At 72.0% G+C, this 25,062-nt stretch carries 26 protein-coding genes; 7 read left to right on the plus strand and 19 right to left on the minus strand.

All coding sequences use genetic code 11. From position 1 onward, the window contains the following. Positions 1-96: 96 nt before the first annotated feature. The 5 genes from ACPOLB_RS05225 to ACPOLB_RS05245 all read right to left on the minus strand — a co-directional run bounded on the left by ACPOLB_RS05225 (position 97) and on the right by ACPOLB_RS05245 (position 6,627). On the minus strand, positions 97-1,632 hold the full coding sequence (locus ACPOLB_RS05225) for an acyl--CoA ligase (protein WP_425260263.1): 1,536 nt from the start codon (positions 1,630-1,632) through the stop codon (positions 97-99). 81 nt (positions 1,633-1,713) lie between these two features. Next, on the minus strand, positions 1,714-2,580 hold the full coding sequence (bchO, locus tag ACPOLB_RS05230) for an alpha/beta fold hydrolase BchO (protein WP_425260264.1): 867 nt from the start codon (positions 2,578-2,580) through the stop codon (positions 1,714-1,716). Further along, positions 2,561-4,294, minus strand: a complete 1,734-nt coding sequence (locus ACPOLB_RS05235; RefSeq protein WP_425260265.1) for a magnesium chelatase subunit D — start codon at positions 4,292-4,294, stop codon at positions 2,561-2,563. The genes bchO and ACPOLB_RS05235 overlap by 20 nt, the downstream gene beginning before the upstream one ends. Positions 4,295-4,304: 10 nt before the next feature. Further along, positions 4,305-5,303, minus strand: coding sequence for a magnesium chelatase ATPase subunit I (gene bchI / locus ACPOLB_RS05240; RefSeq protein WP_425260267.1), 999 nt, complete (start codon positions 5,301-5,303; stop codon positions 4,305-4,307). A 19-nt stretch (positions 5,304-5,322) separates the two neighbouring features. Beyond that, positions 5,323-6,627 carry a DUF3422 family protein gene (locus ACPOLB_RS05245; RefSeq protein ID WP_425260268.1) on the minus strand — a complete coding sequence of 435 codons (1,305 nt, stop codon included), beginning with the start codon at positions 6,625-6,627 and terminating at the stop codon, positions 5,323-5,325. Positions 6,628-6,774: 147 nt separating this feature from the next. On the opposite strand from ACPOLB_RS05245, the gene ACPOLB_RS05250 reads away from it, so the two are divergent. Beyond that, entirely contained in the window at positions 6,775-7,032 is a 258-nt protein-coding gene (locus ACPOLB_RS05250; RefSeq protein ID WP_425260269.1) for a hypothetical protein, read from the plus strand. A gap of 40 nt (positions 7,033-7,072) precedes the next feature. Here ACPOLB_RS05250 and ACPOLB_RS05255 read toward each other — a convergent pair whose 3' ends face one another. From ACPOLB_RS05255 to ACPOLB_RS05265, 3 genes are all read right to left on the minus strand, one after another. Further along, positions 7,073-7,498: a hypothetical protein gene (locus tag ACPOLB_RS05255; protein WP_425260270.1), complete on the minus strand. Its 426-nt coding sequence runs from the start codon at positions 7,496-7,498 to the stop codon at positions 7,073-7,075. Between the two features lie 153 nt (positions 7,499-7,651). Then, positions 7,652-8,011, minus strand: coding sequence for a translation initiation factor Sui1 (locus ACPOLB_RS05260; protein WP_425260271.1), 360 nt, complete (start codon positions 8,009-8,011; stop codon positions 7,652-7,654). A 28-nt stretch (positions 8,012-8,039) separates the two neighbouring features. After that, positions 8,040-8,381 (minus strand): H-NS family nucleoid-associated regulatory protein, encoded by a 342-nt coding sequence (locus ACPOLB_RS05265; RefSeq protein WP_425260272.1) that lies wholly within the window; start codon positions 8,379-8,381, stop codon positions 8,040-8,042. Positions 8,382-8,569: 188 nt separating this feature from the next. Between ACPOLB_RS05265 and ACPOLB_RS05270 the strand changes: the two genes are divergently transcribed. Continuing rightward, positions 8,570-8,920, plus strand: a complete 351-nt coding sequence (locus ACPOLB_RS05270) for a hypothetical protein (RefSeq protein WP_425260274.1) — start codon at positions 8,570-8,572, stop codon at positions 8,918-8,920. Positions 8,921-9,038: 118 nt separating this feature from the next. Beyond that, complete coding sequence (locus ACPOLB_RS05275; protein WP_425260275.1) at positions 9,039-9,521, plus strand: hypothetical protein; 483 nt, start codon at positions 9,039-9,041, stop codon at positions 9,519-9,521. Positions 9,522-9,526: 5 nt separating this feature from the next. Here ACPOLB_RS05275 and ACPOLB_RS05280 read toward each other — a convergent pair whose 3' ends face one another. From ACPOLB_RS05280 to ACPOLB_RS05290, 3 genes are read right to left on the minus strand one after another with little or no spacing between them, the layout of a single operon-like run. Beyond that, positions 9,527-10,504: a hydroxymethylglutaryl-CoA lyase gene (locus ACPOLB_RS05280; RefSeq protein WP_425260276.1), complete on the minus strand. Its 978-nt coding sequence runs from the start codon at positions 10,502-10,504 to the stop codon at positions 9,527-9,529. Next, the gene (locus ACPOLB_RS05285; RefSeq protein WP_425260277.1) at positions 10,501-11,700 is read right to left on the minus strand and encodes a CaiB/BaiF CoA transferase family protein; all 1,200 of its coding nucleotides are present in this window, start codon (positions 11,698-11,700) and stop codon (positions 10,501-10,503) included. The genes ACPOLB_RS05280 and ACPOLB_RS05285 overlap by 4 nt, the downstream gene beginning before the upstream one ends. A gap of 35 nt (positions 11,701-11,735) precedes the next feature. Then, on the minus strand, positions 11,736-12,698 hold the full coding sequence (locus ACPOLB_RS05290; protein ID WP_425260278.1) for a Bug family tripartite tricarboxylate transporter substrate binding protein: 963 nt from the start codon (positions 12,696-12,698) through the stop codon (positions 11,736-11,738). Positions 12,699-12,812: 114 nt separating this feature from the next. On the opposite strand from ACPOLB_RS05290, the gene ACPOLB_RS05295 reads away from it, so the two are divergent. Further along, positions 12,813-13,724, plus strand: coding sequence for a LysR family transcriptional regulator (locus ACPOLB_RS05295; RefSeq protein WP_425260279.1), 912 nt, complete (start codon positions 12,813-12,815; stop codon positions 13,722-13,724). A gap of 51 nt (positions 13,725-13,775) precedes the next feature. Continuing rightward, entirely contained in the window at positions 13,776-14,564 is a 789-nt protein-coding gene (locus tag ACPOLB_RS05300; protein ID WP_425260280.1) for a thioesterase family protein, read from the plus strand. Between the two features lie 6 nt (positions 14,565-14,570). Here the strand turns inward: ACPOLB_RS05300 and ACPOLB_RS05305 are convergent, their stop codons facing one another. From ACPOLB_RS05305 to ACPOLB_RS05315, 3 genes are read right to left on the minus strand one after another with little or no spacing between them, the layout of a single operon-like run. Next, entirely contained in the window at positions 14,571-15,941 is a 1,371-nt protein-coding gene (locus tag ACPOLB_RS05305) for a TRAP transporter large permease (protein ID WP_425260281.1), read from the minus strand. After that, the gene (locus ACPOLB_RS05310) at positions 15,929-16,549 is read right to left on the minus strand and encodes a TRAP transporter small permease subunit (protein WP_425260282.1); all 621 of its coding nucleotides are present in this window, start codon (positions 16,547-16,549) and stop codon (positions 15,929-15,931) included. The genes ACPOLB_RS05305 and ACPOLB_RS05310 overlap by 13 nt, the downstream gene beginning before the upstream one ends. Continuing rightward, complete coding sequence (locus ACPOLB_RS05315) at positions 16,546-17,103, minus strand: DUF4865 family protein (protein WP_425260283.1); 558 nt, start codon at positions 17,101-17,103, stop codon at positions 16,546-16,548. The genes ACPOLB_RS05310 and ACPOLB_RS05315 overlap by 4 nt, the downstream gene beginning before the upstream one ends. A 107-nt stretch (positions 17,104-17,210) precedes the next feature. Between ACPOLB_RS05315 and ACPOLB_RS05320 the strand changes: the two genes are divergently transcribed. Then, positions 17,211-18,080 carry a LysR substrate-binding domain-containing protein gene (locus tag ACPOLB_RS05320; RefSeq protein ID WP_425260284.1) on the plus strand — a complete coding sequence of 290 codons (870 nt, stop codon included), beginning with the start codon at positions 17,211-17,213 and terminating at the stop codon, positions 18,078-18,080. Between the two features lie 125 nt (positions 18,081-18,205). Beyond that, a complete protein-coding gene (gene katG, locus ACPOLB_RS05325; protein WP_425260285.1) occupies positions 18,206-20,413 on the plus strand; it encodes a catalase/peroxidase HPI in 2,208 nt (735 codons plus the stop codon). 81 nt (positions 20,414-20,494) lie between these two features. Here the strand turns inward: katG and ACPOLB_RS05330 are convergent, their stop codons facing one another. From ACPOLB_RS05330 to ACPOLB_RS05350, 5 genes are all read right to left on the minus strand, one after another. Continuing rightward, positions 20,495-21,901: a TrpB-like pyridoxal phosphate-dependent enzyme gene (locus ACPOLB_RS05330; RefSeq protein WP_425260286.1), complete on the minus strand. Its 1,407-nt coding sequence runs from the start codon at positions 21,899-21,901 to the stop codon at positions 20,495-20,497. A 24-nt stretch (positions 21,902-21,925) separates the two neighbouring features. After that, complete coding sequence (locus tag ACPOLB_RS05335) at positions 21,926-22,579, minus strand: B3/B4 domain-containing protein (RefSeq protein WP_425260287.1); 654 nt, start codon at positions 22,577-22,579, stop codon at positions 21,926-21,928. Between the two features lie 80 nt (positions 22,580-22,659). Next, positions 22,660-22,947 (minus strand): chorismate mutase, encoded by a 288-nt coding sequence (locus tag ACPOLB_RS05340; RefSeq protein ID WP_425260288.1) that lies wholly within the window; start codon positions 22,945-22,947, stop codon positions 22,660-22,662. Then, entirely contained in the window at positions 22,944-23,618 is a 675-nt protein-coding gene (locus ACPOLB_RS05345) for a flavodoxin family protein (protein WP_425260290.1), read from the minus strand. The genes ACPOLB_RS05340 and ACPOLB_RS05345 overlap by 4 nt, the downstream gene beginning before the upstream one ends. After that, positions 23,615-25,060 (minus strand): UbiD family decarboxylase domain-containing protein, encoded by a 1,446-nt coding sequence (locus ACPOLB_RS05350; protein WP_425260291.1) that lies wholly within the window; start codon positions 25,058-25,060, stop codon positions 23,615-23,617. The genes ACPOLB_RS05345 and ACPOLB_RS05350 overlap by 4 nt, the downstream gene beginning before the upstream one ends. Between the last annotated feature and the right edge of the window lie 2 nt (positions 25,061-25,062).

Genomic DNA, 25,062 nt, shown 5'->3' on the forward strand with positions numbered 1-25,062 from the left:
TGTTGTCGCGTCGAGCGACGGACTCTAGGCAGGGATCAAGTACAGGTAAATTGAGAAGTTAGACAGGTTGAGATTAAGCTTTTCCTTAACCAAGCGTCAAGTCAGACCGAGCTTGGCCGCCAGACCGATGCGCTGCAGCTTGCCGGTGGCCCCCTTGGGGATCTCGTCCATGAAGAGGATCTTCTTCGGCACCTTGTACTCGGCAGCCCGGCCGCCGACGAAGGTCTGCAGTTCGCGCTCGGTCACGCTCTGGCCTTCGCGCAGCACCACGCAGGCAGCCACTTCCTCGCCCAGCTTCGGGTGTGGCATGCCGAAGCACACCACCTGCGCCACCGCGGGGTGGTCCATCAGGATCTCGTCGACCTCGCGCGGGCTCACCTTCTCGCCGCCGCGGTTGATGATCTCCTTCAGCCGCCCGGTGATGCTGATGTAGCCGTCGGCGTCCATCACGCCCTGGTCGCCGGTGCGGAACCAGCCGTCGTGGAAGCCCTCGAAGTTGGCCTTCGGGTTGTTCTCGTAGCCGGCCGTGACGTTCGGGCCGCGGATGACGATCTCGCCCGTGCCGCCGCGCGGCAGGAGCGTGCCGTCCTCGGCCATGATGGCGATCTGCGGCCCGGCCGCCACGCCCACCGTGCCGGGCTTGCGCACCGCCGGCGGCAGCGGGTTGCTGGCCATCTGGTGGGTGGCCTCGGTCATGCCGTAGGCCTCGACCAGCGGCGCCTGGAAGATCTCCTCGAGTTCCTTGATGACCTGCGGCGGCATCGACGACGACGAACTGCGCATGAAGCGCAGCGGATGCCGCGCGATGACGTCGAGGTTCTTCGACGCGCGCGAGATGATGGCCTGGTGCATCGTGGGCACCGCCGTGTACCAGGTGGGCCGGGCCTCGTCCATCCAGGCGAAGAACTTCAGCGCGTTGAAGCCCGGCGTGCAGAACACCTGCGAGCCTGCGGCCAGCGGCGCCAGCACGCCGGCGATGAGGCCGTGGATGTGGAACAGCGGCATGATGTTCAGGCCGCAGTCGCCGGCCGTGAACTGCAGCGTGTTGCGGATGTGCGTCGCCGACGCCGCCAGGTTGCGCTGCGACAGCGGCACGATCTTCGGCCGCGAGGTGGTGCCCGAGGTGTGCAGCACCATCGAGATGTCGTCGGGCTGCGCGTAGCCGCCGCTGGCGGCCGCCGCGCCGCCTGCCGCTCCACTGGCCGCATCACGGGGCTGCAGCGTGAACTGGCCTGCGGGCGCGCCGCCGGGCACCACGAGGTCGATCAGCCGCACGCCCAGCTTCTGCGCCACCTCGATCGCGGGCGAGGTGCTGGCCTGCTCGACGATCAGCGCCTTGGCGTTCAGGTCCGACAGGTAGAACTCGAACTCGTCGGCCCGGTAGGCCGGGTTCAGCGGCGCGCTGGTGACGCCGCTGGCGCAGGCCATGAAGCAGGTGGCCATCTCGGGGCCGTTGGCCAGCACGATGGCGACGCGGTCGTTGCGGCCGATGCCCAGCGCGTTCAGCTGCGCCAGCGTGTCGGCGATCAGGCGCCGCAGGCCGCCGAACGACAGCGGGCTGCGCGCCGGGGCGGAAATCGCCGGCGCGGCATCGGCGCCGGCGGCGAGCAGGTCTTTCAGGGTGTCTTGCATCGAGGCTCCAGCAGACGCGGACGTCGCGCCGCGCTGCGCAGGCTTATACCCGAGGGCCCGTGCAGCAGCCAGCCGAGGAACTCAGGGGACCAGGCGCAGGCCCCGCGCCAGGGCCAGCACGAGGTGCGCCACGGCCTGCGGCGCCTCTTCGTGGGCCAGGTGACCCAGGCCGGGCAGCACCGTCATGTGCGCCACGGGGCAGCGGCGCACCACCGCGCGTGCCTGGCTTGGCGGCACCGCGCGGTCGGCGGCCCCCACCAGCAGGTGCAGCGGTGTCTGCAGCCGCGGCAGGTCCCGGGCCAGTCGCGGCAGGTCCCAGTGCGCCATCATGCCCAGCGCGGCTTCGGCGTGCTCCGGGCGCTGCAGCAGCCGCTGGTAGGCCAGCACGCCCGCGTCGTCCAGCGTCGAGCCGGTGCCGGCGAGCAGGCGCCGCACCACGGCCGGGTCCGCGGCGCGGCGCGAGAAGAAACCGGGCACCCAGCGCTGCGTGTACAGCAGCCGCGCGAGCGGCGTCAGCAACGGCGCGGCCGGTCCGCCGAACGGCAGGAAGGCACCGTTGACCGCAAGGATGGCGCGCGGCGCCAGCAGGCCGTCGAGCGCCATGCGCACCGCCACCGCCGCGCCGGCCGAGTGCCCGAGCACGAGATCGGGCTGCACGCCCAGCACCTGCAGCAGCGCTGCGAGCGCGCGGCCCATGCCGTCCATCGTCAGCTGCTCCTGGCGCGGCCGGGCCGTGTCGCCGTGGCCCGGCAGGTCGGGCGCCACGAGGCGGAACTGCGCCTGCAGCAGCGGCGCCAGTGCGTCGAAGCTGTGCATCGAGGCACCCGTGCCGTGCAGCAGCAGCAACGTCGGCGCCTCCGGCCCGGCCGTCGACGCCGACACCCGCACGCACCAGCGCAGGCCGTCGGCCTCGACGCTGCGCAGACCCTCAGGCGGCGGACCGCGCACGCACCACCTGCGACAAGGCCTGCGCGCCGGCGTAGGGCAGCGGCAGGTAGGTGCCCTGCAGCGCCTGCGCCAGCCGCGCGGCCTGCGGCTGCGGCTTCGGCGAGGTGTCGATCACCAGCACCGCGGTGCCGCCGGCGCGCAGGCGCCCGGCCGCTGCTTCGGCATCGGCCTCGGCCCGCGGCCGCCCGCCGCTGCCATCCAGCGCGACGTTGGCACGGCCGTCGGTCAGCAACACCACCAGCGGCGTGTCGCCGCGGCGGCGCACGCTGTCGGCCAGCGCCGCGGCAGCGTCGATGGCCGCGGCCAGCGGTGTGCCGCCACCACCGGGCAGGCCCGCCAGCGCGCGCTTGGCACGCACCAGCGACCGGGTCGGCGGCAGCAGCAGCTCGGCCGCGCGGCCACGGAAGGCGAGCACGGCGACGCTGTCGCGGCGCACGTAGCAGTCGGCCAGCAGCAGTTCCACCGCACCCTTGGCTTCGGCCAGACGGTTCAGCGCCGACGAGCCCGAGGCGTCGACGACGAAGATCGTGGTCGTCTCGCGGCGCTGGCGGTAGCGCGTGACGTGGAAGTCGTCGGCCCGCACCGCCACGCGCGGCCGCACCGCGCCACGCAGGCGCTGCCACGGTGCCGCGGCGCGCAGCGTCTCGATGAGGTTCAGGCGCTCGCCGCCGCGCGGCTCGCCGCGGCGCACGCCGGCCGGCCGGCCGCGACGTGCCGACTTCTGCATCGCGCCCGACTTGCCCGCCCCCCTGGCACGCTGGCGTGCCGCGTGTTCGGCCTGCAGCTGCGCCAGCAGCGCCGGCGGCAGCGCGGCGAGCGCGGCGTCCAGCACCATGTCGTCGATGGGGCCCTGCGGCTCGGCAGGTGCTTCGTCGTCGTCGGCGGGCTCCTGCTCGGCGTCGGACGGCGGCGGCGGTTCGGTGGTGTCCTCGGGCGGCGGCTCGGCCGCTTCGTCGGGCGGCGGCAAGGTGGTCGCGCGCGGCGCCAGCACGAGCCGCGCCGCGATGCGTGCGTCGTCGGCGTCGACCGCCTCGCGGCCGCACAGCGCCGCATGCGCCCGCGCCACCTGCAGCGCCAGCAGCGGCGCGCGCAGCGACGCGATGCCCAGCAGCACCGCGGCACTGCACAGGGCCTGCACGACGTCGTCGCCCGCCGTCACCTGCGGCCACAGCGCGCGGGCGGCGGCGATGTCGTCGTCGTCGGCCAGGTCCAGCGCCTCGCGCGGTGCCAGCGTGCGCAGGTCCAGGTGCAGCGCCAGGCGGTCCACCAGCGCCGGAGGCACCGGATCGTCGTCGGGCAGGCTCTCGTCGAGTGCCACCACGCCGAAGCGCGTGGCGTGGCGCAGCGCGATGCCGTCGCGTTCGACCAGCACCTCGCCGCGGTCGAGCACGCCGGCAATGCGCGCGGCCGTGGCCGGCGGCAGGCGTTCGGCCATCGCCACCAGCACGACGCCGCCGTCACTCTCGGCGAGCAGGCCGCGCTGCGCCACCGGGCGTCCGGCCTGCAACGTCGCCGCGAGGTCGAGGCCACCGAGCAGGCGTTCGTCGCGGATCGCCAGCGGCAGCCGGCGCGGCGGCGCCGGCAGCAGGCGCTGCAGCCGTGCCAGCCAGACGTCGCGCACGGGCCCGGCCGGCGCGTGCAGCACGACGCCGGTGCCTGCGGGGTCCACCGCGCACAGCGCGGCCGCCAGCAGGGCGTCGTCCCAGGTGGTCATCGGGCGGCCGTCAAGCGGCGAAGACCTCGTCGATGGCGCGTTCGACGCGCACCGTGGTGCCGGCGTCGTCCAGCACGTTGCGGCGCAGGCGGTGGCGCAGTGCCGGCGCGGCAACGCGGCGCAGATGGGCGTCGCCGACGGCGTGGTCGCCGTCGAGCGCCGCCAGCGCGCGCGCGGCGCGCATCAGCGTGAGCTCGCCGCGCAGGCCGTCGGTGCCGAGCTTCAGGCACAGGTGGGCAGCGCGTTCGAGCGCGGCGTCGGGCACCGCCACCTCGGCGATGCGGCCGCGCGCGGCCACGATGCGTTTTCGGATGCGTTCGTCCTCGGCATGCCACTTCGCGGTGAAGGCCTCGGGGTCGCGCTCGAAGGCATCGCGGCGGCGCACGATCTCGATGCGCGTGGGCACGTCCAGCGGCGTCTTCACCTCGACGCTGAGCCCGAAGCGGTCGAGCAGCTGCGGCCGCAGTTCGCCTTCTTCGGGATTGCCGCTGCCCACCAGCACGAAGCGCGCGGGGTGGCGCACCGACAGGCCTTCGCGCTCGACCACGTTCTCGCCCGAGGCCGCGACGTCGATCAGCAGATCGACCAGGTGGTCCTCGAGCAGGTTGACCTCGTCGATGTACAGGAAGCCCCGATTGGCACGCGCCAGCAGGCCGGGCTCGAAGGCCTTCTCGCCCTGCGACAGGGCACGCTCCAGGTCGAGCGCGCCGACGACGCGGTCTTCGGTGGCGCCCAGCGGCAGGTCGACCACCGGCACCGGCACCAGGTGCGTCTTGGGCTTGGGCGCGCCGGCGGGCTCCAGCGCCGGGTCGCGGTTGTAGGGGCAGCCAACCACGGCGCGCATCTTCGGCAGCAGCGCCGCCAGGGCGCGCACCGCGGTGCTCTTGCCGGTGCCGCGGTCGCCGAAGACCAGCACGCCGCCGACACCGGGGTCGACGGCGGCGATCAGGATGGCCAGCTTCATCTCGTCTTGGCCGACGATGGCGGAAAAGGGAAAGGGCTGCTTCATGGTCGCTCTGGTTGCTCTTCTAGTGCGGCTCTGCGGATTTCAGATGGCGCTTGGCGCGGCGGATCACGGCCCAGGCCACGAGCGCGATCACCGGCAGCGACACGCCCACCGCGAGTTCGGCATCGAGCGGCAGGCCGGCGGCCTTCGCGCCCTTGGCCAGGTAGCCCACCAGGCCGGCGACGTAATACACGATGGCGGCGATCGACAGCCCCTCCACCGTCTGCTGCAGACGCAGCTGCAGCTTGGCGCGGCGGTCCATCGACGCCAGCAGCGCCTGGTTCTGCTTCTCGCGGGCGATGCCCACGCGCGTGGCCAGCAGGCCGCTGGCCTGGGCGACACGCTCGGACAGGTCGTGCAGGCGCTGCGACACGGTGGTGCAGGTGGCCACGGCGGGCGTGAAGCGCCGCGCCATGAACTCCTCGATGGTCTGGATGCCCGGGATGCGCTGCTCGCGCAGCTCGGCGATGCGCGTGCGCACCAGGTCGGCGTAGGCCCGCGTGGCGCCGAAGCGGAACTGGCTGGCCGACAGGCCGCTCTCGATCTCGGCGGCCAGGCGCGTCAGCTCGTGCAGCAGCGCTTCCTCGTTGCCGTCCTCGCGCGCGATGCCGTCGGTCAGCTCCGCCAGCGCGCGCTCGACCGCCACGATGCGCGGCGACTGCCGGCGCGCGATCGGCAATGCCAGCAGCGCCAGCGTGCGGTAGGCCTCGATCTCGAACAGCCGCTGCATCATGCGGCCGGCCTGGCGCGGCGTGAAGCCGCGTGCGTTCGACGGGCTGCCCGACAGCAGCACGAAGCGCGAACAGCCGTCGGCGTGCAGGCGGAAGTCGGTGAAGGCGTAACCAGCACCTTCGCCGATGCCGGCACCGACGACGATGTTGCCCTCGAAGTGCTCGGCCATGCGCACGAGGTCGGGCGGTCCCTCGCCGCTGGCCACGAGCTTGGCATGCGCCCCCACCATCGTGTGCCCCGGAATGGCTGCCAGCCAGCCCGGTGGCAGCAGCGACGAGGCCGGTTCGCTGAACGGTGTCGGGCTCGCGCCACGCGCGAAGAAGGTGTAGCCCGAGAACTCGCCGTGGCGTTCCCACTTCAGCCGCACCGGGCCGAGCTGGGCCGAGAACTGCGTGACGCCGGCGGCCGGGGGGGCGACATCGAAGCGCGCGCACAGCCGGGCCACGTGGTCCCGCTCGCGCTCGCGGTCGTCGGGTGCCACCAGCACCGCCACGTAGGTGGCCCGGGACGGCAGTTCCAGCGGCTCCGGGGGCCGGGCATGGACTTCATCGGCAAGCGCCAGTCGATCGGGGTGGTTGGGCGGCAGGTGGGCCATGGACAAGACTGCTGATCTGCTGCGAGTATGTCATCGCGCATCGCGCCTCCCGAACATCGTGTGGCCCGCGCGCAGCGAAGCGCCGGATTTAGGCGGACAATAGAGGGTTAGCGTTCACCAGAGGGCCGCCAGCCCCCATACCGCGCCATGGCCACCCGCCGTCCTGCCACACCGCCCGCACCGACCACCACCAGCGCTCCGAAGCTGCGTCAGACGCAAGCCGAATACACCGCCGCCCGGCCGAATGCCGAGCCCGGCGTGAAGCCGATGATGTCGAGCTCGAAGATGTACGTGTGCATCAAGTGCCACGCCAACTTCAAGACCGGCGACGGCAAGCCCGACCCGCGCCTGCGCGGGCTGGGCCGCTGCAACAACTGCCTGGGCGTCACCAGCCCCACGGCCTGAGGCCTGCGCGGCGCGGGCCGGGCCGGCGCCCGGCCTGGCGTCAGGACTTCACCAGACTCGACACCACGCCTTGCAGCGCTTCGCCGAGCTTGGCACGGGCGAGCGCCTTGCACTGTTCCGCGCTCGCGCCGTTGGCGGCGTCGAACGTGGTGGCCGTCTTGTTGGGACGGAACAGCGGCGCCTTCACCGTGGGCGTCAGCGCGATCATCATCACGCGTGCGGTCACGACGCAGACGCCCGCAGCGGTCACGCCGCCCTCGACCTGGCTCACGAAGCCCCACTTGCTGGACGGATAGACCTTCCACACGCGGTCGGGGATGCCTTCGGCCAGCATCGCCTTGGCGCTGGCGGCATCGATCAGCGCTTCGCTCGAGAAGTCCAGCAGCACGGCCTTGGCCGGCGGTGCGGCAAATGCATGGGTGGACAGCAGCAGCGCAGCACTGGCGAGAACGGTGCGAATCTTCATCGGGAACCTCAAGGCCTGGAGGGGGTGATCAGGAAGGACGGCAAGGGAGGCAGCGGCGCTCGTGCCGCGGCTGCCAGGCGGCGCAGTGTACCCACGCGCCGGGCAGCGCCGGGCCCCGCCGGCGGTGCGGGCCCGCACGCGGCGGCCCGCCGATCAGCCGCCTGCGCGCTTGACCTTGTGCCCGGCGCGCTGCAGCACCTCGACGATGCGATCGCGGTGGTCGCCCTGGATCTCCACGACACCGTCCTTCACCGTGCCGCCCGAACCGCACGCCGCCTTCAGTTGCCGGCCGAGTTCGGCCAGGGCGGCATCGTCCAGCGCGAGCCCACGCACCAGCGTGACCCCCTTGCCCTTGCGCCCGGCGGTCTCGCGCGAGACCCGCACGACGCCGTCGCCGGCCGGCTGCACCGGAGCGGCACAGGCGCACGCAGCCAGCGGCTGCCTGCAGGCCGGGCACATGCGCCCGCCCTCGGTGGAGTAGACCAGCCCGCCGGTGCCCGAGCGCGACTTCATGCGCAGCAGTCTCGCGGCAGGCGCCGACTCAAGCCTTCAGGTCTTGCGGTGTCTTGCCCGCGGCGATCGCGGCCAGGTACCACGCCGGCCGACGGCCCCGGCCCGACCAGGTGTTGCCGGCTTCGTCGCGAAAGCGCACGACACCGGTGGCCTTGCCACGGCCCGACGCGGCCTTCTTCACCCGCTTGGCGCGCTTGGCCGGCGCGGCCGCCTTGCCCGCCAGACCCAGATCGGCGGCGGTCAGGCCGTAGGTTTCGATGGCGACCTTGATGCGCTCGATCACGCCCGCCACTTCCTTCTGTTTCATGGCTTCCGCTGTCTTTTGCAGTGCAGCGATTTCTTTCTGGATATCGGCGTAGGACTTGGCCATGGTATGTATCTTCCTTGTTGATTGTCAGAAAACCCAACACCTCGCATGATAAGTCCCCGCAGAGACCCGAGCAGGCGCGCCATTCCGACAACTGTTTGTTTCCGTTGCCGCCGCGCGTCAAAGACGCAGGCATTCAATCGAATACATCGAATTTCTTGTCCCGGTCCATGCAATGCAGGGGCATGTCCATGACATTTCCCCCTGCAGAACAGTGGTCGACACGCGCCGGCGATGCCGCCATCGCCGTGCTCGACATTCCCGCCGACGCCACTCGACAACGTCGATTCGAAATTGCCTGCGCGATGACGGTACAGGCCCTCGACAACTGCGAGTCGCCCTGGCATGAATTCCGTGTCTATTGCGACGGCCAATTGCAGTGGCAGCGCCGTGTGGCCACGCAGCAGCCCGCGCCATTCGATGGACTCGACTTTCGGTTCCAGTTGTCCATTGGCGTGGGACGCCGTGCCCGCATCCAGGCCGAATCGCATTGCCAGGGTGCCCGGCGGTTGCAGTTGCAGATCGATGCCGAAGAAATCTGAAACGGCCCGCATCCGCGCGTGAATCCAGCCGGTGCCTTGATGTAGGCTGTGGCACACCGGGCCCGCAGCCCGCATCGCACCGCGTACGACCATGCCCAAGCACCACGTCCCGCCTGTCGTGCCTGCACGCCGCCTGCTCCTGGGTTCGTTGATGGCCGGCCTGGCCGCTGCGGCCACCCTGCCGGCCTGGGCGCTGGTGTCGTCGCTGACGCCGCAGGGCGTGCCCTACGTCACCGGTGGCATCTCGCTGGGCGAGTTGAGCGAACTGCGCGCGCGGCGCAAGGACTTCAGCCTCTGGATCGTGACGGCTGCGAAGTCGGGCGCCCACCTGGCCGACGCGCGCATCGTCATCCGCGACAGCCAGGGCGAGACGGCCTTCAACCGCCTGCTCGACGGCCCCTGGCTGTTCATCGACCTGCCGCTGGGCAGCTACGAGATCGAGGCCACGTTCCGCGGGGAAACGCAGCAGCGCAAGTCGACCATCCACGCCGGCGACCGGCACCAGCTGATCTTCCGCTTCGACACCGGCGACCAGGTCAGCCCGGACAATCCGTCGCCCGGCAGCGCAACGCGCATCGACGACGAGAAAGACAAGCCGTAGCGGCGTCAGGCCTGGCCTGCCTGCCCGGCCTCGCGTGCCAGTGCACGGTCGCGGATGCTGTCGAAGTCGGCCGGCGGCGCATGGCGCTGCCAGCGCGGGCCGGCGCGGCGCACGGCGCTGGGCAGGGCGTGGCCCAGCAGGGCCTGCAAGGTGTCGGCGGCGGGCGCCAGCGTCTCCACGCGCAGGCCGCAGTCGAGACCCAGGCATTGCAGCAGGTGCACCACGTCTTCGGTGGCGGCATTGCCGCTGGCGCCGGGCGCGTAGGGGCAGCCGCCGATGCCGCCCAGCGACGCATCGAAGCGCGTGATGCCCGCCTGCAGCGCCGCGAACACGTTGGCGCCGGCCAGGCCGCGCGTGTCGTGGAAGTGGGCGGTGAAGGCCGTGCCCGGCTGCCGCGCCAGCGCCGCGCCGCACAGCGCCAGCACCTGACCGGGGTCGGCCATGCCGGTGGTGTCGCACAGCGTCACGCCCTGCACGCCGAGATCCACGAAGCGGTCGATCCAGCCCATCACCTCGGCCGGCGGCACGTCGCCCTGCATCGGGCAGCCGAAGGCGCACGACAGCGACACGTTCACCGCCACGCCAGCCTGCTGCGCCATGCGCGTCACGTCGGCCAGCGTGCGGAAGCTCTGCGCCTGCGTCATGCGCAGGTTGGCGAGGTTGTGCGTGGCGCTGGCCGACATCACGAGGTTGAACTCGTCGGCGCGGCCGTCGATGGCGCGTTCGGCGCCGCGTGCATTGGGCACCAGCGCGGTGTAGGCCACGCCGGGCGCGCGGTGGATGCGGCGCATCACCTCTTCCGCGTCGCGCAGCGCCGGAATGGCCGCGGGCGAGACGAAGGACGTGACCTCGATCTTCGCGTAGCCCAGGCCCGAGAGCTGGTCGAGCCACGCCACCTTGTCGTCGGTGGGCACGAAGACGGCCTCCATCTGCAGGCCGTCGCGCGGCGCGACCTCGTGCAGGGCGATGCGTGTGCGCGTCATGGGGTGCCCCCGTCCGGGTTCTCGTCGTTCGCCGCAGCCGGCCAGCCGTGCCCGCCGGCCACGGCCTGCAGCACGCTGGCCGTGTGCTCGCCGAGCCGCGGCGCCGGCGTGCGCAACCGCCCCGGCGTGGCCGCGAGCTTGGGCACGATGCCCGGCACCCGCAGCGGACGCCCGGCCGCGTCCTGCGTCTGCACCAGCATGCCGCGCGCCTGGTACTGCGGGTCGGCGGCGATGTCGGCCACGGTGTAGATGCGGCCCACGGGCACTGCCGCGGCCTCGAGTGCCGCGATGACCTCGTCGATGGGCCGCTGCCGGGTCCAGGCCCCGATGGCGGCGTCGATCTCGGCCACGCGCGCCACACGGCCGTCGTTGCGCACGAGGCCGGGGTCGGTGCCCAGGTCGTCACGGCCGATGGCCTGCATCAGCCGGCGGAAGATGCTGTCGCCGTTGCCCGCCACCAGCACGTACGCGCCGTCGGCGCAGGCATAGGCGTTGCTGGGCGCGATGCCGGGCAGCGCGCTGCCGGCCGCGCCGCGCACGGCGCCGAAGGCGTCGTACTCGGGCAGCAGGCTCTCCATCACGTTGAACACGCTCTCGTACAGCGCGACGTCGATCATCTGCCCTGCCCCGCCGTTCACCTCGCGGTGGCGCAGCGCGGTGAGCACGCCGATCACGCCGTGCAGCGCTGCCAGCGTGTCGCCGATGCTCACGCCCACGCGCACGGGCACGCGGCCGGGTTCGGCCGTCAGGTGGCGCAGCCCGCCCATGGCCTCCCCGAGCACGCCGAAGCCGGGCTTGGCGGCGTAGGGCCCGGTCTGCCCGAAGCCGCTGATGCGCAGCATGATGAGCCCCGGGTGCAGCGCGTGCAGCGCGTCCCAGCCCAGCCCCCAGCCTTCGAGCGTGCCGGGCTTGAAGTTCTCGATCAGCACGTCGGCCTCGGCCGCCAGCGCGCGCACCGCGGCCTGCCCGTCGGGGCTGCGCAGGTCCAGCGCCACGCTGCGCTTGTTGCGGCTCTGCACCTCCCACCACACCGAGGTGCCCTCGCGCAGCAGCCGCCAGCTGCGCAGCGGGTCGCCGCCGTCCACCGGCTCGATCTTGATGACGTCGGCGCCGAAGTCGGCCAGCGTCTTGCCGGCGAACGGGCCGGCGATCAGCTGTCCCAGTTCCAGCACCTTGAGTCCGCGCAGTGCGTCCATCGTCGTGCGGCCCTCGCTGCAGGCGTGCCGCCGGGTCAGTCGGCGCGGATGTTCTTGGCCTTGATGACGCCGGCCCAGTACTCGGTCTCCTTCTGCACCAGCGCGCCCAGCGCGGCCGGCGGCAGGTAGCGGATCTCGATGCCGGTGCGGTCGGCCACCGCCTTGGCTTCGGGGGTGGCCAGCGCCGCCTTCACCTTCTCGGTGAGCTGCTGCACCACGGCCGGCGGCGTGCCGGCCGGCGCGAACAGGCCCACCCAGGCCTCGACCTCGAAACCGGCCAGGCCCGCTTCGGCCGTGGTCGGCACGTTGGGCAGGCCGGGGTGGCGCGTCTTGCCGGTGACGGCGTAGGCCTTCAGCTTGCCCGCCTGCACGTGCTGCATCACCGAGGGCGGCGTCGTCATGAACACCTGCACCTGCCCGCCCAGCACGTCCTGGATCGCCGGGCCCGAGCCCTTGTACGGCACGTGCAGCATCTCGGTGCCGGTGTTGGCCTGGAAGAGTTCGGTGCCCACGTGTGCCAGCGAGCCGTTGCCCTGCGAGGCGTAGTTCAGCTTGCCCGGGTTGGCCTTCAGGTACGCGACGAAGTCCTTCAGCGTGTTCGACGGCACGCTCGGGTGGGCCGCGATGACGTTGGTGGCGGCGGTGAGCAGCGCCACCGGCACGAAGTCCTTCTGCGCCCAGGGCATCTTGCTGAACAGCGACGGGTTGCCCACGTGGTAGGCCGAGTAGCTGATCAGCAGCGTGTAGCCGTCCTTGGGGGCGCCGGCCACCTGCTGGTAGGCGATGTTGCCGCTGGCGCCGCCCTTGTTCTCGATCACGACCGGCTGCCCCAGCAGCTTGGCCAGCGGGTCGCCGAGCAGGCGCGCCGAGGTGTCGACCACCCCGCCCGGCGGGTTCGGCACGACCAGGGTGACGGGCTTGCTCGGGTAGGTGTCGGCCATCGCCTGCGTGGCCAGCAGGGCGGCGGCGGCGATCAGGGCACGGCGGGTACGGCGCATCGGGAGTCTCCGGTGGAATGGTTGTGCAGCGGCGGGCATCGTCGCGGTCCGCGCCACGCTTGGGTTCGCATTGCATTGACACATCCTCAACCGTTGGTTGAGGATCGGCGGCGCATGTCCATCAACCTCCAGCGTTTCGACCTCACCACGCTGCGCCTGCTGGTGGCCGCCGTGCACGTCGGCAGCCTGACCGCCGGCGCCGAGCGGCTGGGCCTGTCGCTGGCAGCGGCCAGCAAGCGCATCGCCGAGCTGGAAGCGCATGTCGGCACGCCGCTGCTGGCGCGCAGCAAGCGCGGCGTGCGGCCCACCGCCGCCGGCCAGGTGCTGCTGCCGCACGCGGTGGAGATGGTGGCCCGGCTGGAGCAGCTGGCGCTGGCGATGGACGGCCTGGGCGCCGGCACGGCCGGCCACCTGCGGCTGTGGGCCAACACCTCGGCCTTCGGCGGCTTCCTGCCGGCGCTGCTGGCGCGCTTCGCACGGGCGCATCCGGCCGTGGTGCTGGACCTCGAGGACGCGATCAGCGACGAGGTCGTGCGCGCCGTGGCCCGCGGCGCCGCCGAGCTGGGCGTGATCGGCGAGAACACGCCGGACGAGGGCCTGCACACGCAGGTCTGCAACGTCGACGACCTGGTGCTGCTGCTGCCGCCCGGCCATGCGCTGGTGCCGGCGGCTGGGGGACCGCCCGTGCCTCTGGCGACGGTGCTCGAACACGACCTGGTGGCCTTCGCGCGGCCGACCTCGCTGACGCGGCAGCTGGCCGCCAGCGCCGAGCGGCTGCAGCGGCCGCTGCGCATCCGTGCCCAGGTGCGCAGCTTCGACGCGATGGGGCGCATGGTGGCGCACGGGCTGGGCCTGGCGGTGCTGCCGCGCGCGGGCGCCGAACCCTACGCCAGCGCGCTCGGCCTGGTGATGGCGCCGCTGTCGGGCCTGCGCACGCGGCGCTGCCTGCTGTGGGCCATGCGCGACCCCGAGCGCCTGTCGCCCGCGGCGCAGGCCCTGGTGCAGATGGCAGGCCCACCCGGCTGACGCGGCGGCGGCGGCTGTCGCGGCTGGTCCGGCCCTGCAGCAGAATGCCGCATGACCGCTGCCTACACACTCGCCGCAGACGCCAGCTTCCAGGCCAGCGCATTGACGCGCGGCCCCTGGCACCCCGACCACCAGCATGCCGGCCCGCCGTCGGCCCTGGTGTGCCGTGCCTTCGAGCAGGCCGGCGCAGTGCACGGGCTCACGCACCTGGGTCGCTTCACCGGCAACCTGCTGCGGCCGGTGCCGATCGGCCCGCTGACGCTGCAGGTCGAAGAAGACTACGTGGGGCGCAATGCCGGCCACTTCTCGGCCCGCCTGGTCGCCGGCGGCAAGGAAGTGGCGCGCTTCACGGCGCTGATGCAGCGCGAAGACACGGTGCCGGTGCCCGAAGGCACGCCCGGCCATCCGCTGCCGATGGCGCCGCGCCCGCCCGCCGACAGCACGCCGGTGGTGATGCCCTTCGCCGGCCGGCTGCCCGGCTACGGCGACCTGGTGGAGAACCGCGTCGCCGAGGGCCGCTTCTTCCAGGGCCCGTGCAGCGTGTGGTTCCGCCTGCGCCACCCGCTGGTCGAGGGCGAGGAACCCAGCCCCTACCAGCGCACCGCGGTGGCCGCCGACTCCGGCAACGGCATCAGCGCGGCGCTGGACTTCGCGCGCTACAGCTTCGTCAACTGCGACCTCACGATCCACCTGCTGCGCCGGCCCGTGGGCGCGTGGATCTGCCTGCAGGCCCGCACGGCACTGGCCGGCAACGGCTGCGGCCTGGCGGAATCGGCGCTGTTCGACGAAAGCGGCCTGATCGGCCGCGCCACGCAGAGCCTGGCGGTGCGGCCGCGCTGAAGGCCGCTACCGCAGTGCATCGAGCACGCGCTCGACCTCTGCCGGCGGCAGCGGCGCCGCGCCCCGGTCACCGAACTCCACCGCGAAGCCCGGGACCGCGATCACCAGCAGCGCCACCAGCAGCTGCAGCACGATGAACGGCACGGCGCCCCAGTACAGGTCTGCGCTGGGCAAGGACGGCGGCGCCACCGTGCGCAACGTGTAGAGGGCGACGCCGAAGGGCGGATGCATGAACGACGTCTGCAGCGCGATGCACATCACCACCGCGAACCACGCCGGGTCGATGCCGAGGGCCAGCACGGTGGGCATGAGCAGCGGCAGGGCGAGGAAGGCGATCTCCACGAAGTCGAGGAAGAACGCGAGCAGGAACACCAGCAGCACCGCCGCGACCAGGAAGCCGATCTCGCCACCGGGCAGGTGCGAGAACACCGCACCCAGCCACGGCTTGCCGCCCGCGGCATTGAACGGCAGCGCGAAGAACGTGGCGCCCACCAGCACGAAGAGCGCGCCGCAGCTCAGCAAGGTGGTGGCCTGCACCACCGCGCGCATCGCCGTCCAGTCCAGGCGCCGGCGCAGCAGCGCCAGCGCCAGCGCCGCCGTGGCCCCGAAGCCGCCGCTCTCGGTCGGTGTCGCGAAGCCCGAGAGCACCGACCCGACCGTGGCGCCGACGATGGCCAGCGGCGGCGCCAGGCTCCACGCGGCCGCCCTGGCGTCGCCCAGCCCCGGGGCGGTGCCGGCCGCCGGCGCGGCGCCCGGGCGCAGCCGCACGAGCACCAGCACGTAGCCCACGTAGGCCAGGGCCAGCAGCAGCCCGGGCGCCAGCGCCCGTTCGTACATGCGGAAGATCGGCACCCCGGTGGCGTCGGCCATGACGATCAGCACCAGGCTGGGCGGGATGATCTGCGCCAGCGTTCCCGAGGCCGCGATCACGCCGGTCGACAGCCGCCGGTCGTAACCGGCCTGCAGCAGCGCGGGCAGCGCGATCAGCCCCATCGCCAGGATGCTGGCCTGGATCACGCCCGTGGTCGCTGCCAGCACGGTGCCGACGACCACGATGGCCAGCGCCAGCCCGCCGCGCACGGCGCCCAGCAGCCGCGACAGCGCCACGATCATGTCTTCGGCGATGCCGCTGCGTTCGAGCACCAGTCCCATCAGCGTGAAGAACGGGATCGCGAGCAGCACCTCGTTGAACAGCAGGCCGTACACCCGCAGCATGTGGGCCTGCATCATCGCCAGCGGGAACTGGCCCAGCGCCGCACCGAGCAGCGTGAAGAGCACGCCGTGCACGACCAGCGTCAGCCCCACCGGAAAGCCCAGCACGACGAGCCCGGCCATGCTGAACAGCATCAGGGGCGCGAACCAGCTCAGGACGTCCACGGCCGCCTCCGAGGTGCCGGGCGCGGCGCGGGCATCAGGCCCGCGCCCTCGGGCGGGTAGACCGCTGCGGCCGCCAGCCAGCCCTGCAGCACGGCCCAGCGCTTGAGCAGTTCGGAGACACACTGCATCGCCAGCAGCGTGAAGCCCGCGAACAGCGCCAGCTTGATGGGCCAGCGCTCCAGGCCGGTGAGCACGTCTTCCGGCCCTTCGCGCTGCGCCGCCGACACGCGCCAGAAGTCCCAGTAGGCGCCGGCGAGGTCGATGCAGACCGCCAGCAGCGGCAGCAGGAAGGCGATGTCGATGGCGCAGCGCGTGGGCGCGGAGAAGCCGCGCCAGAAGACATCGACCCGCACGTGCTGGTCGCGCAGCAGCGTGTAGCCGGCGGCCAGCAGGTACACCGTGGCGAACAGGTACCACTGCAGTTCGCTGAAGCCGTTGTGTCCCCAGCGGGCCAGCTTGCGCGCGACCGCGTACCCGAAGCACACGAGCGGGATCAGCAGGGTCAGCCAGCACACCGCGCCGCCCACCGCCCGGGTGACGCGGTCGAGCGCCGCTGCCAGCGCGACGACCGCGGCACCGAGCCGCGCGGCCGGCACGGGCCCGGTCATGGCCATGCCCGGGCCGGTGCCGGCCGCGACACGGCGACCACCTCGTAGACGATGTCGGCCCGCGGGTCGCGCACCTCGGCCGCGGGGCAGGCCCGGAAGGTGTAGCTGCGCAGCAGCATGCGCGCGACGTCGAGCTGCCGCGCGACGAGCAAGGCGTCGTCGGGCAGAGCCATCGCCTCGGCCGTGGCGCGCAGTGCGGCATGGTCGGGCAGCGGGGTGCAGTGCACCGCGCACGACAGCGGCGCGCCGAGCGCCACCGGCGCCCCGCCGACCGCGGGGCCGTGCAGCGGAGAGGTCCAGCCGAAGGCGTCGGTCACGCCCCGGTAGATGTCGCCGCGCAGGAAGGCCAGTGCGGCCTGCGTGTCGTCGAACAGGTACAGCGGCGCGTAGGTCCTGGGCTGGCTGCGCCCGGCCAGGGGTTCCGAGAGCATCCAGGCCTTCCACCGCAGGCCCGGCAGGGCATCGAGCAGGTGGCGCTTGGCAGCCACGCGATCGCGCACGGCCTGCATCGGGTGTGCAGGATCGAGGGTGAAGCTGTACTGAAGCAGGTCCATGCCGTGCACGCTAAGGGCAGCGCCGCGGCGCGACCAGCAAGAAGATCCACGGCCAGCGTTGAGATAAGCTCAAGGCCGGCCTTCACAGCACCTGGTGCCTCAGCACGATGCCCCACCTGATCCATCCGTCCGTGCGCGCCTTCGTCGCCCTCGCCGAGTCGGGCACGCTGGCCGCTGCCGGCGAGGCGGTGAGCCGCACGCCGTCGGCCGTGAGTCTGCAGATCGCCGCCCTCGAAAGCCGCCTGGGCCGCCAGCTCTTCACGCGCGGCCCGCGCGGCATGCGGCTGTCGGCGGCCGGCCAGGTGCTGCTGCGCCATGCGCAGGCGCTGCTGGCCGCCGGGCAGGCGGCCGAGGCCGACCTGCGCGCCGCGGCCTTGTCGGGCGACGTGCGCTTCGGCATGCCGCAGGACTTCGCGTCGTCGAAGCTGGCGACCACGCTCGGCCGCTTCCGTCGGGCCCATCCCGGCGTCGGCGTGAGCGCGGTGATCGAGCGCAACAGCACCATCGGCACGCTGGCGCGGCGCGGAGAACTCGACCTGGCGATCCTGATCGCGCGGCGGGCACCGGCTGGCGCGCGCGTGTCGGTCGAACGCCCGACGCACTGGTACGCACGGCGCGACTTCGACTGGCCACGCCGCCAGCCGCTGCCGCTGGTGCTGCTCGACGGCCCGTGCCTGTACCGCGACGATGCGCTGCAGGCGCTGGAACGTGCCGGCATCGGCTGGACGATCGCCTTCAGCACGGCCAGCGTGACGGCGATGTGGGCCGCCGTGGCCGCGGGCGTCGGCGTCACCGCCCGCATGGACCTGGGCGCACCGCGCAACGCGCGCCAGGTCGACACGGCGTTCGAGCTGCCGGCCCTGCGCCGCACCGTGCTGTCGGTGGTGCGCACGGCCACGCCGGCCTCGGAAGCCGCCGACGCCCTGGCGGTGCTGGTGCGGGACGCACTGGGCCGCGTTCCCTCGCCGATGGATTGAGCGGCACCACGGCCCCACGCGGCCTGGGGCCCGCACTATCGGCCGCATTGGGGCATTCAAATGGCCCCAATCGGGGGGCCCGTCGTAAGGTACGCCCTGGCAATGTCCTGCCGAAGGAGACACCCATGACGACCGAATCGAAGTGCCCGTTCGCGGGCCGCGCACCGAGCAACGCCAACGCGGGTGGCCGCAGCAACCGCGACTGGTGGCCCGAGCAGCTGAACCTGTCCATCCTGCACCAGCATTCCGCGAAGTCCGATCCGATGGGTGCGGGCTACGACTACGCGAAGGAGTTCCAGAGCCTCGACCTCGACGCCGTGGTCCGGGACCTCACCGCGCTGATGACGGACTCGCAGGACTGGTGGCCTGCCGACTGGGGCCACTACGGCGGCCTGATGATCCGCATGGCCTGGCACAGCGCCGGCACCTACCGCATCGCCGACGGGCGCGGCGGCGCGGGCCGCGGCAGCCAGCGCTTCGCGCCGCTGAACAGCTGGCCCGACAACGGCAACCTCGACAAGGCACGCCGGCTGCTGTGGCCGATCAAGCAAAAGTACGGCCGCAAGCTCTCGTGGGCCGACCTGATGATCCTGGCCGGCAACGTCGCGCTGGAAACGATGGGCTTCAAGACCTTCGGCTTCGCCGGCGGCCGGCCCGACATCTGGGAACCCGAGGAAGACATCAACTGGGGCACCGAGATGAAGTGGCTGGCCTCCAGCCAGGAAGCCAACAGCCGCTACTCGGGCAACCGCGAACTGGCCAACCCGCTGGCCGCGGTGCAGATGGGCCTGATCTACGTGAACCCCGAAGGTCCGGACGGCAACCCCGACCCGGTGGCCTCGGGCCGCGACGTGCGCGAGACCTTCGCGCGCATGGCCATGAACGACGAAGAGACCGTGGCCCTGGTGGCCGGCGGCCACACCTTCGGCAAGGCGCACGGCGCCGGCGACCCGACGCTGGTCGGCCCCGAGCCCGAAGGCGCCTCGATCGAGGAGCAAGGCCTGGGCTGGAGGAACAAGCTGGGCAGCGGCAAGGGCGTGCACACCACCACCAGCGGCATCGAAGGCGCGTGGAAGCCCAACCCGACGACCTGGGACAACGGCTACTTCGACATGCTGTTCGGCTATGAGTGGGAGCTGGTCAAGAGCCCGGCCGGCGCGCACCAGTGGGTGGCCAGGAACTGCCGGCCCGAGCACCTGATTCCCGACGCGCACGACCCGTCGAAGAAGCACCCGCCGATGATGACCACGGCCGACCTGTCGCTGCGCTTCGACCCGGCCTACGAGAAGATCTCGCGCCGCTTCCACGCCGACCCGGCCGCGTTCGCAGACGCCTTCGCACGTGCCTGGTTCAAGCTGACGCACCGCGACATGGGCCCGCGCGCACGCTACCTCGGCAAGCTGGTGCCCCAGGAAGTGCTGATCTGGCAGGACCCCGTGCCGGCGGTGGACCACCCGCTGGTGGACGCGCAGGACGTCGCGGCGCTGAAGCAGCAGGTGCTGGCCTCGGGCCTGTCGATCGGCCAGCTGGTGCGCACCGCCTGGGCCGCGGCCTCCACCTTCCGCGGCAGCGACAAGCGCGGCGGCGCCAACGGCGCGCGCATCCGCCTCGCGCCGCAGAAGGAGTGGGCTGCCAACGACCCGGCCGACCTGGGCCGCGTGCTGGCAGGGCTGGAAGCCATCCAGAAGGCATTCAACGCCTCGGCCGCCGGCGGACGGAAGATCTCGCTGGCCGATCTGATCGTGCTGGCGGGCTCGGCGGCCGTCGAGGCGGCCGCGAAGCAGGCCGGGCAGGACGTGGTCGTGCCCTTCACGCCGGGCCGCACCGACGCGTCGCAGGACCAGACCGACGTGGCGTCGTTCGCCGTGCTCGAACCGCAGGCCGATGGCTTCCGCAACTTCGCCAAGCCCGGCTTCACGGGCGTGGCGCCGGAGCTGCTGGTCGACAAGGCGCAGCTGCTCACGCTGACGGCGCCGGAGATGACCGTGCTGGTCGGCGGCCTGCGCGTGCTGGGCGCCAACGCCGGCGGCGTGCAGCACGGTGTGTTCACCACCCGCCCGGGCACGCTCACGAACGACTTCTTCGTCCACCTGCTCGACATGGGCACGGTGTGGCAGAAGTCGTCGCCCGAGGGCTTGCTGGAAGGGCGCGACCGCCACACCGGCGCGCTGAAGTGGACCGGCACCACCGTCGACCTGGTGTTCGGATCGAACTCGCAGCTGCGCGCGCTGGCCGAGGTCTACGGCAGCGCCGACGCGCAGGCGAAGTTCGTGCAGGACTTCGTGGCCGCCTGGGCCAAGGCCATGCACCTGGACCGCTTCGACCTGGCCTGACGGCCCACCGCCCGCGAGCCGCGACGACGCGGTCCGCGGGCGGGCACGGCACTGCCCGATGCCCTCGGACCGACAGCAACGTTACGGTGCGACGCCCTGGCCCTGGCGCCGCGAGGCATTCGTGGCTGGCACCGAAGGCAGGCCGGACAGGGCCATCGCCAGCTCCGATTCGTCGTAGTGCTGGTCCACCAACGTGCCGGCTGCGTAGTTGCTGTAGGCGCTCATGTCAAAGTGGCCATGGCCGCACAGGTTGAACAGGATGACCTCGCTGCGACCTTCCCGCTTGCAGCGCAGGGCTTCGGCCACGGCGCCGGCCACCGCGTGGTTGGCTTCCGGTGCGGGCACGATGCCTTCGGTGCGTGCCAGCAGCACACCGGCCTCGAAGCACTTGTTCTGCTGAAAGGCGGTGGCCTCGATCAAACCCAGCTGCTGCAGATGCGACACGAGCGGCGCCATACCGTGGTAGCGCAGCCCGCCAGCATGGAAGCCCGGCGGCGTGAAGGCGGCGCCCAGGGTGTGCATCTTGGCCAGCGGCGTCATCTTGCCGGTGTCGCCGAAGTCATATGCGTACTTGCCGCGGGTCAGCGACGGGCAGGCCGCGGGTTCCACCGCCACCACGCGCCGCCGCCTGCCGCCGCGCAGTTGCTGGCCGATGTACGGGAACGCCATGCCGGCGAAGTTGGAGCCGCCGCCGGTGCAGCCGACGATGACGTCCGGGTCGTCGTCGGCCATCTCCATCTGCAGCATCGCTTCCTGGCCGATGATGGTCTGGTGCAGCAGCACGTGGTTGAGCACCGAGCCCAGCGCGTACTTGGTGTCCGTATGCGAAGCCGCCACCTCCACGGCCTCGGAGATGGCAATGCCCAGCGAGCCAGGGTGCTCCGGGTGCTGCGCCAGCACCGAGCGGCCGTATTCCGTCTCGGGCGACGGCGACGCCACGCAGCGTGCGCCGTAGGTTTCCATCAGCGCACGCCGGTACGGCTTCTGTTCATAGGACACACGCACCTGGTAGACGGTGACCTCCAGCCCGAACAGCGCGCCGGCAAAGGACAGCGACGAGCCCCACTGCCCCGCGCCTGTTTCCGTGACCAGCCTGCGCACGCCTTCCTGCTGGTTGAACCAGGCTTGCGGAATGGCCGTGTTGGGCTTGTGCGACCCGGCTGGCGACACGCCCTCGTACTTGAAGTAGATGCGTGCCGGCGTTTGCAGCGCCTGCTCCAGGCGCCGCGCGCGCACCAGCGGCGAGGGCCGCCAGAGCTTGAACACCTCACGTACCGGCTCCGGGATGGGGATCTCGCGCGTGGTCGACATCTCCTGGCGGATCAGCTCGGCAGGAAACAGCGGCGCCAGGTCGTCGGGGCCGACGGGCTGGAGCGTGCCCGGGTGCAGCATGGGCGGCACGGGCACCGGCAGATCGGCCGCGATGTTGTACCAATGCGCCGGCATGCGGCCTTCTTCGAGCAGGAACTTCGTGGCCTGGTTCGGCATGGGGTTCTCCAGTGGTGGTGGGATTCAGGCGATGGCCGATGCGCCGGGGACACCAACGCCGGTGACGAGATCGCGGCCAGAGAGCCTGCTGGAATGCACCTGCGCAGCGGGCCAGTGCCGGCCCAGGGCCTCTGCCAGAAGCCGCTGCAGTTGGTCGAGTTCGACCGCCGCCTCGGCGTGCAGGGCCTCGGCGACGACGAAGGCCGTGCGCGTGGCCGGTGAGACGGCCGACAGCGCGCTCTGCTTGTGCGACCACTTGCGCGCGTGCGCGTTGCCGGCATCGTCCACGAAGCTCACCTCCCCGGCAGCCAGCGTGCTGACCGTGCCGTCGAAGGCTTCGTAGCGCACGGCGTCAGAGGTGGTGCGCACCTGCAGGGCACCGCTGATGCGTTCGCTGTCCAGCGCCGCGACGGGCACGCCGTAGCGGGCGGACAGCGCGTTGCACAGAAGCACCAGCGGGTGCAACCCGCGCGTGAAGTCGCCGCTGGTGCGCAACCGGCGCAGGATGGACTCGGCGGCCATGCGGAACTTGGTCGGGTCCGTGCCGGTCGCGCGATAGGCCAGGCGCCACGCCTGCACTGCCGGCAAAGCGCTTTCGGTGCCGACGGCTGCCAGGCGCTCGCGCGCAGCCTCGACGTGCGTGTCCAGTGTGCTGCCGACATCGGCGAGGTCGTCCACCCCTTGCACGAAGACCACCAGGCTGTGCAGGGACGGCACCCGCTCGCACAGGTCCGCGGCGTAGGAGAAGTGGGTCAACATCAGGCTTGCAGGCCCTTCAGGCGCAGTTGCAGTTCGGTCAGTTCGTGCACCAGGTGCCGGTACACCGCCACCACCGTGTCGGCATGGCCGCCGGCACGCACGGCACGTGCAGCAGCCTTGTCCAGCACCTGCTGCACGCGATCGCAGCCGCGCACCTCTTCTTCGGTGCGCTTGAATTGCGAAGCCTGCAGCGCCAGGCCGATGCGCTGCACCAGCAGGGGCACCATCTGGTCGTCGATGTGGTCGATCTGCTGGCGGATGGTGATGAGCTCGGTGGGTGTGTTCATGTTGGGGAGACGGCGATGCGCCGCGTGATGCGTTCGTTGGTGGTGTCGGGTGAGAGAAAGGCGGTCACGTCCTCCGCCGGGATCGACTGCAGCAACCGCGCCATGCCGACCATGCGGCTGGCCAGGCTGCGCACGGCTTCCAGGCCTTCACTGTCCTGCAGCGCGGCACCGGGGCTGCCCCCGCGCACGGTGGCGGGGTAGCCGCTGCCGACCAGGATCATGCGGTTGAGCAGGATGTTGTTGACGAGCTGGTTGAACACGGGCTCGTGGGCGTAGCGGCGGCCCGTGACCACGGCGCCGGCCACCTTGTTGGCCAGCGGTCGTTCGAAGCGCAGGTAGCCGACGCCGGCCCGTTCGATGAAGATCTGCATCGGGTGCGCCATGCCGTAGCCATGCACGGGCACGGCGTACACGAGACCGCTGGCGGCCTGCAGGCGGCGCACGATGGCGGGCATGTCGTCGTCCTGGGCGCAAGGAACGGTGCGCAGATTGCACTCACCGCAGCGACCGCAAGGATCGATGCGGTGTTCGCGCAGGCGGATCAACCCGGCGCTGGCGCCCAGGCCCCGGAACAGCGACTGCATGTGCTCGGCGACGAGCTCGGTGTTGCCCTGGGCGCGTTCGGACCCGCACAGGATCTCGAAATGAAGTGCGTGCGTGGCAGTGCTCATGGTGTGCTGACGAACGTGGTCCAGCGCGCGAAGCGCTGGCTGCTGTCGGGCGGGACGGTGCAGTCCAGCAGGTACTTGTCGGTGAGCGCCCGGTCGGCCGCGAGGTAGCCGGGCGCCTGCGACGGGTCCAGCGGGAAGCCCGGTTCACCCGTGCGCAGATGCAGGTCCGCACTGGGCTGCAGGCGCGTGGCGCAGGCCCACAGCAGGTCCTCGGGCGAGTGGATGTCGACGTCGTCGTCCACCAGCCACACCGCCTTGCACAAGCGGTGCCGCTCCAGCACCGCACCCAGCAGGCGCTGCGGCAGCCCGGGCCGGTGGTGGCGTCTTCGCACTTGCAGCACCAGCAGCAGTTGGCCGCCACCGGCCGCCGGATAGTGGGCGTCCAGCACCTCCAGTTCGTCGGCAAAGGCGGCTTGCAGAGCGGCGATCATGCCGGCCTCGGTGGGCAGGGCCAGGAGTTCGGACTGCTCCTTGCCCGGCCCCAGGAAGGCCTGGTAGATGGCGCCTTCCCGGTGCCACAGGCCCGTGAGCTGCACCACCGGCAGCGACGGGCGCCCCTGGCCCATGTAGCCCAGGAACTCGGGCATCGCCCAGCGCAGCACGGGGTCGGAGAACTCGTCCGCCGTCTCGGCCGTGATCTGGGCCTCGATGACGATCTCGCTCGCCGCCAGGCAAACGCCAGCGTTGGTCCTGCATGCCGCCAGGGCCACCGGCCAGCCCTGCACCGCACCGGCCAGCGCCAGTTCGCTGTCGCCTGCCCCGATGAAGGGCGCAGACAGGGCGCTGGTCAGGTAGACGGCCGGCGGCACGCCGATGTTGATGGAGATGGACAGCGGCTTCCCCAGGGCCAGCGAACGCTGGGTGATGCGGTCCAGGTCGCGACCGGGCAGCATCCAGATCGTCAGCCGCTGCGCATCGAGCACCCGCAGACGGTGGATGGACACATTGGGCTGCCCGGTGTCGGGGTCCAGCGCGCACACCAGGCCCGAAGTGAGGTACGGGCCGGCGTCGCTGGGCGTGGTTTGCAGCACGGGCAGCGCCGCCAGTCCTTCGGGGCGGTGTCGCTGGTGACAGGGAGCGTCCTGCACCCGCACAGGCGGCAGGCGCGCGCTGAGGCGGCGTGCCAGCCGCGGCGCTGCGGCAGCGGCGTCGCCGTGCAGCAGCCAGCCGTTGCGCGCCCGCGAGCCGTACAGGCCCATCAGCACTGGCATCGGGCTGCCATCGCCTTGGTAGAGCACGCAGGGCTCCTCGCCCGAACGGTTGCAGGCCGGGACGCTGGCATGGTGGGCCAGGTAGTGCTGGGCAATCTGCAGGTGCGGATGCAGCGTGGTGTCCACGCGCTCGCAGGGGTGCCCGGCGGCTGCCATCGCGGCCAGCAGGCCCCGCAAGCCGCCTTGCAGGTAGGGATCCGCCGCCAGGGCGGTCGTGCTGAGGGCGTCCATGC

This window comes from Rubrivivax soli, from assembly GCF_049810355.1.
Taxonomy (GTDB): domain Bacteria; phylum Pseudomonadota; class Gammaproteobacteria; order Burkholderiales; family Burkholderiaceae_C; genus Rubrivivax.

Coding starts and splice junctions, on each gene's coding strand:
- ACPOLB_RS05330 (WP_425260286.1), bottom strand. CDS start 21,901: ATGCCGAACCAGGCCACGAAGTTCCTGCTCGAAGAAGGCCGCATGCCG.
- ACPOLB_RS05310 (WP_425260282.1), bottom strand. CDS start 16,549: ATGACCGGGCCCGTGCCGGCCGCGCGGCTCGGTGCCGCGGTCGTCGCG.
- katG (WP_425260285.1), top strand. CDS start 18,206: ATGACGACCGAATCGAAGTGCCCGTTCGCGGGCCGCGCACCGAGCAAC.
- ACPOLB_RS05255 (WP_425260270.1), bottom strand. CDS start 7,498: ATGAAGATTCGCACCGTTCTCGCCAGTGCTGCGCTGCTGCTGTCCACC.
- ACPOLB_RS05345 (WP_425260290.1), bottom strand. CDS start 23,618: ATGAGCACTGCCACGCACGCACTTCATTTCGAGATCCTGTGCGGGTCC.
- ACPOLB_RS05260 (WP_425260271.1), bottom strand. CDS start 8,011: ATGAAGTCGCGCTCGGGCACCGGCGGGCTGGTCTACTCCACCGAGGGC.
- ACPOLB_RS05265 (WP_425260272.1), bottom strand. CDS start 8,381: ATGGCCAAGTCCTACGCCGATATCCAGAAAGAAATCGCTGCACTGCAA.
- ACPOLB_RS05320 (WP_425260284.1), top strand. CDS start 17,211: ATGCCCCACCTGATCCATCCGTCCGTGCGCGCCTTCGTCGCCCTCGCC.
- ACPOLB_RS05340 (WP_425260288.1), bottom strand. CDS start 22,947: ATGAACACACCCACCGAGCTCATCACCATCCGCCAGCAGATCGACCAC.
- ACPOLB_RS05300 (WP_425260280.1), top strand. CDS start 13,776: ATGACCGCTGCCTACACACTCGCCGCAGACGCCAGCTTCCAGGCCAGC.
- bchI (WP_425260267.1), bottom strand. CDS start 5,303: ATGAAGCAGCCCTTTCCCTTTTCCGCCATCGTCGGCCAAGACGAGATG.
- ACPOLB_RS05245 (WP_425260268.1), bottom strand. CDS start 6,627: ATGGCCCACCTGCCGCCCAACCACCCCGATCGACTGGCGCTTGCCGAT.
- ACPOLB_RS05250 (WP_425260269.1), top strand. CDS start 6,775: ATGGCCACCCGCCGTCCTGCCACACCGCCCGCACCGACCACCACCAGC.
- ACPOLB_RS05280 (WP_425260276.1), bottom strand. CDS start 10,504: ATGACGCGCACACGCATCGCCCTGCACGAGGTCGCGCCGCGCGACGGC.
- ACPOLB_RS05270 (WP_425260274.1), top strand. CDS start 8,570: ATGACATTTCCCCCTGCAGAACAGTGGTCGACACGCGCCGGCGATGCC.
- ACPOLB_RS05295 (WP_425260279.1), top strand. CDS start 12,813: ATGTCCATCAACCTCCAGCGTTTCGACCTCACCACGCTGCGCCTGCTG.
- ACPOLB_RS05290 (WP_425260278.1), bottom strand. CDS start 12,698: ATGCGCCGTACCCGCCGTGCCCTGATCGCCGCCGCCGCCCTGCTGGCC.
- ACPOLB_RS05350 (WP_425260291.1), bottom strand. CDS start 25,060: ATGGACGCCCTCAGCACGACCGCCCTGGCGGCGGATCCCTACCTGCAA.
- ACPOLB_RS05225 (WP_425260263.1), bottom strand. CDS start 1,632: ATGCAAGACACCCTGAAAGACCTGCTCGCCGCCGGCGCCGATGCCGCG.
- ACPOLB_RS05235 (WP_425260265.1), bottom strand. CDS start 4,294: ATGACCACCTGGGACGACGCCCTGCTGGCGGCCGCGCTGTGCGCGGTG.
- ACPOLB_RS05285 (WP_425260277.1), bottom strand. CDS start 11,700: ATGGACGCACTGCGCGGACTCAAGGTGCTGGAACTGGGACAGCTGATC.
- ACPOLB_RS05315 (WP_425260283.1), bottom strand. CDS start 17,103: ATGGACCTGCTTCAGTACAGCTTCACCCTCGATCCTGCACACCCGATG.